Source organism: Vibrio sp. R-1, from assembly GCF_035615595.1.
GTDB classification, from domain to species: Bacteria; Pseudomonadota; Gammaproteobacteria; order Enterobacterales; family Vibrionaceae; genus Vibrio; species Vibrio cholerae.
This window is the reverse complement of record NZ_WPDC01000009.1, coordinates 63,188-75,582: the sequence shown is the minus strand read 5'-3', so window position 1 is coordinate 75,582 and position 12,395 is coordinate 63,188. Positions and strand designations below refer to the sequence as shown.

14 protein-coding genes are annotated in these 12,395 nt (G+C 47.6%); 3 read left to right on the top strand and 11 right to left on the bottom strand.

What is annotated here, in order from left to right; all coding sequences use genetic code 11:
• Positions 1-62: 62 nt before the first annotated feature.
• The 3 genes from GOU96_RS03610 to GOU96_RS03600 form a co-directional block, all read right to left on the bottom strand.
• Positions 63-983, bottom strand: coding sequence for a histone deacetylase (locus GOU96_RS03610; protein ID WP_174499657.1), 921 nt, complete (start codon positions 981-983; stop codon positions 63-65).
• Positions 984-1,003: 20 nt separating this feature from the next.
• On the bottom strand, positions 1,004-2,947 hold the full coding sequence (locus GOU96_RS03605) for a DNA topoisomerase III (RefSeq protein ID WP_134987246.1): 1,944 nt from the start codon (positions 2,945-2,947) through the stop codon (positions 1,004-1,006).
• Positions 2,948-3,031: 84 nt separating this feature from the next.
• Complete coding sequence (locus tag GOU96_RS03600; protein ID WP_000447541.1) at positions 3,032-3,364, bottom strand: Grx4 family monothiol glutaredoxin; 333 nt, start codon at positions 3,362-3,364, stop codon at positions 3,032-3,034.
• A 251-nt stretch (positions 3,365-3,615) separates the two neighbouring features.
• Between GOU96_RS03600 and sodB the strand changes: the two genes are divergently transcribed.
• The 3 genes from sodB (at position 3,616) to GOU96_RS03585 (ending at position 5,862) form a co-directional block, all read left to right on the top strand.
• Positions 3,616-4,200, top strand: a complete 585-nt coding sequence (gene sodB, locus GOU96_RS03595; RefSeq protein WP_000863548.1) for a superoxide dismutase [Fe] — start codon at positions 3,616-3,618, stop codon at positions 4,198-4,200.
• Between the two features lie 114 nt (positions 4,201-4,314).
• Positions 4,315-4,818, top strand: coding sequence for a VC2046/SO_2500 family protein (locus GOU96_RS03590; protein WP_267781121.1), 504 nt, complete (start codon positions 4,315-4,317; stop codon positions 4,816-4,818).
• A gap of 420 nt (positions 4,819-5,238) precedes the next feature.
• Entirely contained in the window at positions 5,239-5,862 is a 624-nt protein-coding gene (locus tag GOU96_RS03585) for an SDR family oxidoreductase (protein ID WP_267781119.1), read from the top strand.
• Positions 5,863-5,874: 12 nt separating this feature from the next.
• Here the strand turns inward: GOU96_RS03585 and GOU96_RS03580 are convergent, their stop codons facing one another.
• The 8 genes from GOU96_RS03580 to GOU96_RS03545 all read right to left on the bottom strand — a co-directional run bounded on the left by GOU96_RS03580 (position 5,875) and on the right by GOU96_RS03545 (position 12,326).
• Positions 5,875-6,621 carry an MlaA family lipoprotein gene (locus tag GOU96_RS03580; RefSeq protein ID WP_000233071.1) on the bottom strand — a complete coding sequence of 249 codons (747 nt, stop codon included), beginning with the start codon at positions 6,619-6,621 and terminating at the stop codon, positions 5,875-5,877.
• Between the two features lie 70 nt (positions 6,622-6,691).
• Positions 6,692-7,906 (bottom strand): c-type cytochrome biogenesis protein CcmI, encoded by a 1,215-nt coding sequence (gene ccmI / locus GOU96_RS03575; protein WP_267781117.1) that lies wholly within the window; start codon positions 7,904-7,906, stop codon positions 6,692-6,694.
• 2 nt (positions 7,907-7,908) lie between these two features.
• The gene (locus tag GOU96_RS03570) at positions 7,909-8,352 is read right to left on the bottom strand and encodes a cytochrome c-type biogenesis protein (RefSeq protein ID WP_171009031.1); all 444 of its coding nucleotides are present in this window, start codon (positions 8,350-8,352) and stop codon (positions 7,909-7,911) included.
• A gap of 29 nt (positions 8,353-8,381) precedes the next feature.
• Positions 8,382-8,936 (bottom strand): DsbE family thiol:disulfide interchange protein, encoded by a 555-nt coding sequence (locus GOU96_RS03565; protein ID WP_001035064.1) that lies wholly within the window; start codon positions 8,934-8,936, stop codon positions 8,382-8,384.
• The gene (locus GOU96_RS03560) at positions 8,937-10,892 is read right to left on the bottom strand and encodes a heme lyase CcmF/NrfE family subunit (RefSeq protein WP_148516068.1); all 1,956 of its coding nucleotides are present in this window, start codon (positions 10,890-10,892) and stop codon (positions 8,937-8,939) included.
• Entirely contained in the window at positions 10,889-11,371 is a 483-nt protein-coding gene (gene ccmE / locus GOU96_RS03555; protein ID WP_042988240.1) for a cytochrome c maturation protein CcmE, read from the bottom strand. The genes GOU96_RS03560 and ccmE overlap by 4 nt, the downstream gene beginning before the upstream one ends.
• Positions 11,368-11,574: a heme exporter protein CcmD gene (gene ccmD, locus GOU96_RS03550; protein WP_000545344.1), complete on the bottom strand. Its 207-nt coding sequence runs from the start codon at positions 11,572-11,574 to the stop codon at positions 11,368-11,370. Before ccmD ends, ccmE begins: the two co-directional genes overlap by 4 nt.
• Positions 11,574-12,326, bottom strand: a complete 753-nt coding sequence (locus tag GOU96_RS03545; RefSeq protein ID WP_000266113.1) for a heme ABC transporter permease — start codon at positions 12,324-12,326, stop codon at positions 11,574-11,576. The genes ccmD and GOU96_RS03545 overlap by 1 nt, the downstream gene beginning before the upstream one ends.
• Positions 12,327-12,395 lie beyond the last annotated feature (69 nt).

The window sequence follows — 12,395 nt, the reverse complement described above, 5'->3', positions numbered from 1 at the left end:
ATTAAAAAAGCCGCTGATAATTCAGCGGCTTTTTGCTTTTACGTACGGCCATCATTTCGGCTTCAATACCCTGCGCTTAACGCCGCTTTCAGTAACTCAAGATGCAATGGCACGAGTGCCGTATGGTCTTCGCGATACCCACCGCCTATGACACAAGCGATTGGAATGCTCTCCTGCTTTGCCAAACCCAACATAAAACGATCTCGTTGCGCGATAGCGGCCTGTGAAATGGATAAATAACCTAGCTCATCATCGTTATGAATATCCACACCGGCGTCATAGAGGATCAGATCAGGTCGATGGAGATTGACCGCCATTTCCACCACTTGGATGAAGGTGGACAAAAACTCTTCATCGCCCGTCTGGTTAGCAAATCCGACATCCATACTAGAGGCAGGCTTACGCGCCGGAAAATTCTTATCGCAGTGAAAAGAGAGCGTAATGATATCGTCACGTTCCGCGCACAAGGTTGCCGTGCCGTCACCATGATGTACATCACTGTCAATGATCAAAACTTTATCAACAATAGGCAAAGAGAGTGCAAAGTGCGCGGCTATCGCCAGATCATTGAACAGACAGAAACCGCTACCAAAATCGGCGTGAGCATGGTGATAGCCACCACTGAGATGAATTGCCACCCCTGATTGCAACGCTTGCTCAACCGTGAGGCAGGTTCCTCCCACCGAGTACAAAGTACGCTCAATCAGTGGTTTGCTCCAAGGAAATCCGATTCGACGCATCTTAGCCGCAGGTAACCTCCCCTCGAGCAAAGCTTGCACATAATCTGGGTCATGCAATCGCGTGATGCGTGAAAGCTCGGCCGCAATGGGGGTATGAAACTCGAAGCTCGCTTGCCATGCTTCACTTTGCTCTCTTTGACGCACAATCTCTTCGTAAAGCAGACGATACTTATTGATCGGATAACGATGCCCCACAGGCAAATCCAGTTGTGAATAAATAGGATGGTAAATCAGTGGGATCATTTTGCTCTGCTCTGGGTTTATTAAGCTTTATACGTTCTGGCTTTACTCTTTGGTGCACGGCGTGCGCGCTTAAAGGCAGGTTTACTCACCGCTGGCAAAGCTTGCAATGATACAGGGACCGGTGCGACCTGAACTTGCTCAATTAACTGCTCAAGGCGGCCTTGTAGAGTCTGCATAAAGGGTTGATAAGCTTGCCCCTTTTCCGCGATCGCTTGCAGTTGATGTTCCCAATGTGCCGTCATATCGGGATAGGTGGCTTCACTGGGTAACGCATGAATCAAACCTCGGCCAGCTGGCGTGCTTTTAATGAGCTTGTTATCACGCTGCAGCAATCCACGCTTAAACAAGGTATCCAAGATCCCAGCTCGTGTGGCTTCAGTGCCTAAACCATCCGTCTCACGCAGAATTTTTTTTAGCTCTTTATCGGCCACGAAACGGGCAATCCCCGTCATCGCCTGCAGTAATGTAGCTTCCGTAAAATGGCGTGGCGGCTCGGTTTGTCTCTGTTTTATTTCCCCTTCTCGACACTGCAGCACAGTGCCAACAGGCAAAGGAGGCACTTTATCCACGCCCTCTTCTTGCTCATCTTGCTGACCGACCAACACTTTCCATCCAGCACTGAGCAGTTGACGCCCTTTGGCAATAAAAATACCGCCAGCGATGTTAAAGACCAGTTTGGCTTCTGCATAAATCGCCGCAGGATAAAATTGCATAAGGTACTGACGCGCAATCAGTTGATACACTTTCATTTCATGCCCTGACAGCGCATTAACCGACGCTTTCTTCGGCGTTGGAATGATGGCGTGGTGCGCGTCGACTTTACTGTCATTCCATGCTTTGGAGCGTAGTGATAAATCCGCATCATTCACTGCGGTGACCATCTCTTGCGCATTGTTGGCAATCGCCGCTACCACGTCGGGAGCCTGAGCTAAATGCTCTGTCGGTAAGTATCGGCAATCAGATCGCGGATAAGTGATCAATTTATGCTTTTCATAAAGAGACTGGCACAGATCCAACACTTGTTGTGCGCTGAAGTTATACCGTTTTGCCGCATCAATTTGCAGCGCTGAAAGTGAATAGGGCAAAGGCGCCGCTTGCTTGGTTTGATCTTGCTCTGATTCAGTCACTGTCGCGGGCTGATTCGCAATGCGACTGGCGACATTGTCCACCAATTTACGGTTAGTGACCCGCCCTTCTTCATCTTGCCAAGGTAAGCAGGCCTCACTTGGTTTCCAACGGGCACGTATGTCGAAGTGTTCGGTGCCATTTTGGTATGGAATTAAAGCATCAAGAGTAAAATAATCATGCGGGATAAAATGCTCGATCTCTTCATCCCGTCGCACCACTAAACCCAGTACTGGCGTCTGTACTCGCCCTACGGAGAGCACGCCTTGATAACCGGCTTTTTTCCCAAGCAGGGTATAAGCTCGAGACATATTCATACCATACAGCCAGTCAGCGCGTGAACGCGCTAAAGCCGAAACAGAGAGTGGAATAAACTCTCGATTACTGCGCAAGCCTTGTAAGGCACGCTTGACTGCCGAAAGGTTTAAATCATTGATCAAAAGGCGCTGCACGGTTTCTTTTTTGCTCTTCGGCACTTTGCAATAATCGATCACCTCATCCACCAACAGTTGCCCTTCCCGATCGGGGTCCCCGGCATGGATAATCTGCGTTGCTTCTTTGAGTAGCTTACGAACGACAGTGAGCTGTTGAGAGGAGGATTTTCTTGGGCGCAGTTGCCACTGCTGTGGAATGATAGGCAAATCCGCCATATTCCACTTTTTGTAGCGCTCATCATAAGCGTCTGGCTCGACTTGTTCGAGAAGGTGACCAATGCACCAAGTCACGATATCGCCATTAGCACAGCGAATACACCCTTGTTCTTTTTTATGAGGCTTGGGTAGTGCATCGGCAATCGCTCGCGCAAGGCTAGGTTTTTCTGCAATAAATAACCGGGTCATGGAAATCGCTGACGAGATAAAATTAAGGCCACATTACTCAATGTGGCCTTATGAAATCAAGAGAAACTGTAAATTTAACCAGTATTACTCTTGGCTTGCTGAGCGAGCAGCCGCTTCTTTTACCAGAGTTTGCAGTTCACCCTTTTGGAACATTTCCAGCATGATGTCACAACCGCCAATCAGCTCACCTTCAATCCACAGTTGTGGAAACGTTGGCCACTGCGCGTAAACCGGCAACTCTGCACGGATGTCTGGGTTTTGTAGGATATCTACATAAGCAAACTTCTCACCACAAGCCATCAGAGCTTGTGCGGCTTGCGAAGAGAAACCACAGCTTGGCAGTTTCGGTGAGCCTTTCATATAAAGCAGAATCGGGTTCTCGGCGATTTGCTGTTTGATTTTGTCAATAGTTTCCATCGCTTCCTCGTTAATGGATGTCATCAAATATGGGCACATTCTAAAGGAATAACCGAGAATAAAAAGCATATTCTCAATATGGATATACGCTCGACTTGGCGTTGCTGGATCTTTTTCTGCCTTCAGGCTTTTAATAAAGTAAAAAGTTGCTAAAATACTTGGCAAGTCAGTCGTAACGACGAAGAAAATAATACACTGGAAGCAATGACATAAAGAGAATCCACTCTTTACACTCAACGGAGAATCGAGCAATGGCATTTGAATTACCCGCTCTTCCTTATGCGAAAGACGCACTGGAACCACACATCTCAGCAGAAACTCTGGATTTCCACCACGGTAAGCACCACAACACTTATGTGGTAAAACTGAACGGTCTGATCCCAGGTACTGAGTTTGAAAACAAATCCCTAGAAGAGATCATCAAGACCTCAACTGGCGGTATTTTCAACAACGCTGCGCAGGTTTGGAACCACACTTTCTACTGGCACTGCCTGTCACCAAACGGTGGTGGCGAGCCAACTGGCGCAGTTGCTGAAGCAATCAATGCAGCATTCGGTTCTTTTGCTGACTTCAAAGCAAAATTTACTGATTCAGCCATCAACAACTTCGGTTCATCTTGGACTTGGTTGGTGAAAAAAGCTGACGGCACTCTGGCAATCACTAACACTTCAAACGCAGCAACACCGCTGACTGAAGAAGGTGTAACCCCTCTGCTGACGGTTGACCTGTGGGAACACGCGTACTACATCGACTACCGTAACGTACGTCCAGATTACATGAATGGTTTCTGGGCTCTGGTTAACTGGGACTTCGTTGCTCAGAACCTAGCAAAATAAGCTGACACTGCTTAATTAATCGTCATAAGCCTGCAATTTTGCAGGCTTTTTTCATTTGTTCACCTCAAGTTTTCTGCTCTTGTGCCGTTATATGGACATCAAGGGGGGAGTGTCATGCAAGTCCATACATTAGATAAAGCCGGTGTCATTAGCGAACTGCATTTTGGCCAAGGAATTAGCCAAGCAGTGACGCATGGGCGTCGTGCCGACTTTGCCTTACTCTTGGCCCTGTTCTCTAATGATGTCCGTGATAATACACCAGTAGATAAAATTGAGGTTCCACCGACAACGGAACAAGTATTGCGTCAGCGTTTTGAACTCGCAGAGCCTCAACGCCTAGAAAATGATAAGAGCTCCTATCAAATCTCCGCCAGACAATCCGCACTCTTTCATCAAGGTGGCATGGCCAGCACAAAGCTCAGTCACTATCTCACACCGGAAGTGCTTACTTATCGTCCACAGGATACTCAAGGTTTGCCTGAAGAGGTGTACTTGAACCTCTCAGGGCACGAACGGCGTCACCTCGCGGATAAGCAACCCTCTACGCTATTGGCAAAAGACTTTTATCATCGTCTCGCCACCGCCTATCGCCAAGATCAATTACGTACTGCTAGTTAATCTTGACCTTCTGTTCTCGCCTTTCTTCTCCTCTGCAAGAAAGCCATTCGCTCTATGTCCAAACTACTGTGAGTTGCAGGTAAGCGGCCACTAGGCAGCACTATGTGTATAGAGTGACTCTACACTTGGGAAGCCAACCTAGCCCCCCCTGAGTTTCAAGTAGAAAGGGGATATACATAAGGCATACTGCAAACAAGGATTCTGTTTAATATTTTTTGTGAATGGATGCAAAGTATTAAGTTTCAGTTTGGTTAATCCAAAGTTATTTGAACTTATTCACACTGTATACACATGTAATCAACCATGCTGTCCAAACCCCCTGCGAAACCTCACGGTTAAAAAGGCAGATAAAAATAAGGTAAGGTGGCACTCATGGACATAAAAAGTGCAATAATATTAATTACTTCTGCAAGCTCAGCCTTGGGTAGCACACTGGCAACACATTTTGTGAAGTTAGGAGCCAAAGTGATCCTCTGCGATCGCGATCAACAAGGATTAGTCGATACGTATTGGCGCTGCCATGCACTCTCAGAACAAGTTGCCTACTTTCATCTCAAGGATTTTTCCCCAGAAAGTATTGAGACGCTGCTTGATATGGTCGAGCAAAAATTTGAGCGTGCGCCCGATGTGCTGATCAACAACTTACCGTCTGCGCCATTGCCGTCACTGGTCGATGAAAAACCTAGCGAGCAGTTTATTCAGCAGCTCGCGGCTATTGCGTCTTCACTGTTTAACTTCAGTCATGCTTGCTCTGTTAGGATGCGCCAACGACAAACCAAAGGGGTCATCGTCAATGTGGTGTGTTACAACACAGTACAAGATAGATCCGGTATTGTGAGTGCCAATTCGATGGTATCGGGGTTTACTCAGAGCTGGGCTCAAGAGCTTACCCCGTTTAATATTCGAGTGGGGGGAGTTGTCCCTCAAATCGCTAGCGCCAACGATGAAATCGTACACTGGTCAGAAATGCGGGAAGAGCTGATCCGTAATACAGAGTATATTGTTTCCAATGAATACTTTAGCGGCAGGGTTATGTCAGCCTGATTTCAGAGGCGATCATAACCCTTCATTTAAATATTCATCGAGATACTCTTCTTCCTCAGGGTCATAGTCATCCACTTGGATCTCCGCTTTGAAAGCTTGCCGTTGAAGATAAGCATCGCGAGCCAAACTGTAAGGATCAGGTGAGTCTTGTAATAAGGCCTCTTGCGAGACTAACGCAGCGCGTGTTTCCATGCCTTCAAGTGCCCATTTGCCTATCCCAGCCCAGATATTGAGATAGGCAAGCGGGAAATACATGCCATCCACCACATCGGTCACTTCGCGTACCGTATAGGGACCATAACCTGGCACCATTAAATAGGGGCCATTGCCCACACCGTAATGGCCTACCGCATCACTAAACGCCTTATCATCGTATTTTTTGATGCCGGCTTCAGAAGCGATATCAATCAAACCGAGTAAACCAAAGCTGGTATTAATCCAAAAACGATTAAAGTGATCGACCGCTTTTGTCCCATTGCCCATCAGCAGGTTATTCACCATGCTGGCAGGCTCGTCTAAGTTAGAGAGGAAGTTGGCAATGCCACTGCGTACAGGCTTAGGTACATAACCGACATAAAATAGAGAGACCGGGCGCACCACATAAGGGTCTAGGTAGTCATAGTTAATTGTCCACATTTGCCGGTTGAAACTTTCCAGAGGATCGTTCACCTGCGAATGAGGGGAGGAGTCATCAGGTGCACTGCTGCACCCAACTAAAAAAAGTGTGAATAGCGTAATCCAAGATAAGCGGCCAACCATACGTAATTCCATGTGCAAAGGCCGATGATCCCATCGGCCTTATTGTTATATTATTTTTCAGCTTGTGATTTTATTCATACTGCTTATCAAGCACAACGTCAACAGGCTCACCTGTTTTCATTGTGGGACTTTCGGCATACCAGTCACCGCTTTTCGTCGCCACATTACCATCGCTGTCGATACGCACGCGTACCACATACGACTCAAGACTGGACAATTTTGATCCTTCCATCATGCTGTTATTGTCATCCAACACCACGGTTCTTGGAAACTCACCTAGCGGATAACGGGCTGCAGCAACAGGCATTGGTGAACCGGGAGCATGGATAGAGACGATCAACACTGCGTTAGGATCAACCTTAAGCTGCTCGCCTAGATTAATGGTGACTTTCACCGATTGACCCTCTGCCATGCCCTCGCCCATTCTCTTACGAGCGCTTTCAATACTGCGGCTGAGCATCTCATAACGAGCATCGTCAGGACCAATCGCTTGTTGCATCAAACTCCAGTACTTGATTGCAGCAGGAAAATCTCCACTTTCAAAAGCATCAAACGCCAATAATGAATAGACGCGTAAATCAGCATAACCACGTTGGGCTAACTTGAGCAGAATCGACTTCGCTTCTTGCTGGTCGACAGGATCATTCGAAAGCATCAAAGCTTGTGCGTAACCAAATTTCACATCCGGATCTTCATTATCCAGAGCAAAAGCTTTCTTCATCGCGCCAATCGCGGTTTCCAGATCGCGATTAGCAAGGCCAATCCGACCAAGCAACAACCAACCGGTCACATCATCAGGCTGATAATGCAGTCGAGTGCGCAGTGCCAACGTCAAATCATTCATCTCTTCGTCACTGAGTTCCGCTTGTGGCGACATGAGTTTTTTCGATAATTCAGGCAGTTGTGCTGACACTTGCTGCCAAGCCTGAATGTGCTGATAGTGACCAAACTTGGCGTACAGCGCATAACTCAATCCGACCACTAACAACACTGAAGGCAGGGCAACCATCCACAGTGAAACACGATTTTCCTGTTGATGTTTTTGCTGGGTTGGAATGTCGTCAAGCAGAGTCTGTTTTAAGTCGGCAATCAAATCTTGCTGATCGGCAACAATGCCTTCTTCGGTTTCCTCTTCAAGCTCTTTCAAGCGGTCTTTGTAAAACGCTTTATTCAGCTCATCACGCAAAGCCTGATCGTTATTCGCACGCTTTTGAATAAACGGAATAATGACGAAAACCACCGCAATCGCCACCAGTAATAGGGTCGAGATCCAAAACATCCACATGATTACTTCTCTCCCTCTTGCTCTTCTTTTAGCAATGCTTTCAAACGGGCTTCTTGCTCTTCATTCCACTCGGCATTATTCGCAGCATCACGCGCTTTACGACGACTGCGTAACACAATCACAGTGAAACCAATCACTAACACTAAAATAGGCCCAAGCCAAAGAACAGCGGTACCTAAGGTAAATGGCGGATTGTAGGTCACAAAGTTGCCATAACGCGCAATCATGTAGTCGACGATTTCCGATTTCGATTTACCCTCTTTGGTCATCTCATACACTTTTTGGCGCAGATCTTGTGCCAACTCAGCGTTTGAGTCGGCAATCGTGTTGTTTTGACATTTCGGGCAGCGCAAGGTCGCCCCCAATTCTTGAAATTGTTTCTCCTGCTCTGGGGTATCAAAGTCATACACTTCAATCGTTGCAAACGCCGAGAGAGAAATCAGCATGGCGGCACAGACCGCAAACAACCACTTTTTCATTGTTTCGCCTCCGCCAGCATTTTTTCATACAGTGGCGCGAGTGTTTCTTGCCAGTTGCGCGAATTAACATCCCCAACATGACGATAGCGAATCACGCCATTGGCATCGATTAAGAAGGTTTCTGGAGCGCCGTAGACCCCAAGATCCAGCCCCAACATACCATTGCCATCAAACAAGCTGATCAGGTAAGGATTGCCTAAATCATTTAGCCATTGAGTTGCTTTATCTCGCTGATCTTTATAATTAAGACCGATGATTTTTACCCCTTGTTTGGCCAACTCATTGAGGTATTGATGCTCGGCATAACAGGTTGGACACCAGGTTGCCCATACATTGAGCAGTAAAGGCTCGCCTTTGAAAATCGACTGATCGTATAACTTACCGGGCTCTGCCAGATCTTCGAGACGAAACTCAGGTACGGTTTTTCCCACCAAAACCGATTCCAACTTGGTTGGGTCATCCCCTGCGGAGTTTTTCATTAACTGGGTAGCAAACACACCAGCCAACAGCAAAAACGCCACTAGCGGGATAAATAAAATCTTCTTATTCACTTAAGCCTCCTGATGTGCGTTTTTTCTAAAGCGGTAACGCTTGTCACTGATGGCTAAGGCACCACCGATGGCCATCAGCAAGCCGCCAGCCCAAATCCAGCGCACATAAGGTTTGTAATAAATACGCACAGCCCAAGAGCGGTTATCATCCAAGCGCTCACCCATCGCAATGTAAAGGTCACGCGTAATGCCACGGTCGATCGCCGCTTCGGTCATCATTGACTTTGCGGTGCGATAGAAACGCTTCTCAGCATGCAATGTATTGATATATTGGCCTTGGCTAGTGATTTCAAAATCAGCAATGTAGCCATCGTAGTTCGGTCCATCTTTATCACGCACACCTTGGAAGTAAAAGTTGTACTCATTGAGTTGGAAGTTATCTCCCGGAGCCAAACGCACATCACGTTCAATGCTGTAGTTTTGCACCATAGCAATACCAATGATGCTCACCGCTAAACCAACATGACCAAGCATCATCGCCCAGTGGCTACGTTGCAGTTTCTTCACCCCAACTATGAAGCGGTGACGATGAGTCGCTCGCGTGTGCAGTTCATAAGCGTGTAACAGTAAGATCCACCACGCCATGACCCAACCAAGATAAGCCATTGGGCTAAACGTCGGAGCATTCAGCCACATCATCAACGCTGCCAATACTAACGATGCCATCGCTGTGATGAGCATAGGTTTAAAGAGTGTGGAGATTTGATCGCGCTTCCAGCGGATCAGTGGACCAATTCCCATAAAAAATGCAAAAGGAATCATCAACCAGGCAAACAGCATGTTAAAGAAAGGCGCACCGATAGAGACGGAACCAAGACCCAGTTGTTTGTGCACTAAAGGCAACAGGGTGCCAATCAGTACTACCGCGAGTGCAGTCATCAGCAGCACGTTGTTTACCAATAAGCTGTTTTCACGAGATACCAGCTCAAAATTACCACGCACTCGTACTGAAGCACCTTTGATCGCAAATAGCAGTAGTGAACCACCAATCACCGCAATCAAGAAGCCGAGAATGAACATACCGCGCGCCGGATCGGAGGCGAAAGCATGCACCGAAACCAAGATGCCTGAGCGCACTAAGAAGGTGCCCAATAGGCTCAACGAGAATGCAGAAATCGCCAGCAGTACCGTCCACGCTTTGAACGTGCCGCGTTTTTCAGTCACCGCTAATGAGTGCATCAGCGCTGTTCCGGCAAGCCAAGGCATGAAAGAGGCGTTTTCCACTGGATCCCAGAACCACCAACCGCCCCAGCCAAGTTCGTAGTAAGCCCACCATGAACCCAGTACGATACCCAGCGTCAAAAAGAGCCAAGCGGCCGTTGTCCAAGGTCGTGACCAACGTGCCCATGCCGTGTCGAGACGGCCTGTCATCAAAGAAGCAATCGCAAACGAGAAAGCCACTGAGAATCCCACATATCCCATGTACAACATAGGCGGGTGAATGATTAACCCAGGGTCCTGCAGCAGCGGATTTAAATCACGGCCGTCAATCGGAAAATAGGGCAAGGTGCGTAAAAACGGGTTAGACGTCAGAATGATGAAGAGTAAGAACCCAACAGTAATCATCCCCATCACCGCAAGCACACGCGCTACCGATTCTTGTGGCATACCGCGGCTAAAACTCGCGACAGCCACAGTCCAAGCCGCTTGGATAAGCACCCAAAGCAGTAATGAACCTTCATGCGCTCCCCATACAGCAGTGAGGCGATAGTACCAAGGCAGCTCACTATTGGAGTTACTTGCCACATATTGCACTGTAAAATCATTGATATAGAACGCCCACAGCAAAACCGCAAACGAGATCGACAGCAAAAAGAACATACCCCATGACAAAGGGCGAGCCGTGTTCATCAATAGTGTGTTGTTGCGTGACGCCCCAACTAATGGCAGCACACTGAGTAATATCGCTAAGCTGAGCGATACAATCAGTGCAAAGTGGCCAATTTCAGCAATCATTGGGCGCTTCCTTGTTTCTGTTCTTGCGAGTATTGCAGTGGAGCGTGGGTCTTTTTCATCGCATCTGCAATTTCTGGTGGCATATAGTTTTCATCATGCTTTGCCAGCACTTCAAACGCTTCAATTTTGGTCGGCTCCACTAACACCCCTTGTGCTACGATACCCTGACCTTCTCGGAACAGATCGGGCAAAATACCGTCATAGGTCACGGTAATACTTGGTCCCACATCGTGTAGATCAAAGCTGACTTTCAATGAGTTCGGATCACGTTTTACCGAACCTTCCACCACCATACCGCCAATACGTAAACGCTGGCCGATTTCCGGCTTTTTCCCCTCTTTGCCATACACGAGCTCAGTCGGGGTATAGAAGAGATCCATATTCTGATTCAAGGCATAGATGATGAGCCCAATGGTCGCGCTAAGGCCAAATAGAATGGCCAAAACAACACCGAGCCGCTTTTTACGTCTTGGGTTCATAGTGTGTTCTCCATATGTTTCGCAGCATCAATACGCGCCTGACGCGCCAATTTATCGCGCACTTGGTTGAGTAACTTGGTTTTGCGTCGAACGCTGACGATCCACAACATCGCCATGGAAAGATAAGTCAAACCGAAAGCACTCCAAACGTAAGCGGCATAACCGCCCATCGCTAAAAAATCACTGAAAGAGTCAAAATGCATTACCGATTTCCTCGCACGGTTTGGTTGGCAAGCTCACTCACCCAAGGACGATGGCTTTCTCGGCTCAAAATTTCATTGCGTAAGCGGATCATGGTCAATGCGGCAAAAAAGAACGCAAAACCCAAGATACAAGCGAGCAGTGGCCATAACATTTCTGGTGCGATCGATGGTTTGGCAAACTTAGTGATCGTGGCACCTTGGTGCAAGGTGTTCCACCACTCAACGGAGAAGTGAATGATAGGCAGGTTAATCACTCCGACGATGGCTAATATACCCGCCGCTTTTGCCGCAGTTTTTTGGTCATCAAACGCATGATAAAGCGCAATAACCCCTAAATAGAGAAACAGCAGAACAAGCTCAGAGGTGAGACGCGCATCCCACACCCACCATGCTCCCCACATCGGTTTGCCCCAAATAGCACCAGTGATAAGGGCAATAAAAGTGTACACCGCGCCGATGGGTGCCATGGCTAACGCGGCCATATCCGAAATGCGCAGTTGCCAGACTATCCCGATAAATGCGGCGATGGCCATCGACATGTAAACGCCCATCGACCATATCGCTGCGGGAACATGGATATAAATGATTCGAAAACTGTCTCCTTGTTGGTAATCCGCAGGTGCATAGGCCAAACCGAGCACCGTTCCTACCGCAAGAAACAGGAATCCTAAACTGGCAAACCAAGGCAACAACTTACCACACAGCTGGTAAGCGGCATCAGGTTTGGCATAGGGATGAAGCCATTTCCACATGTTTATCTCACTTTGCTTTCAAATTATTGAGTTTTAACTAAGTTGTTATAATTTATCTAACGCAGTATT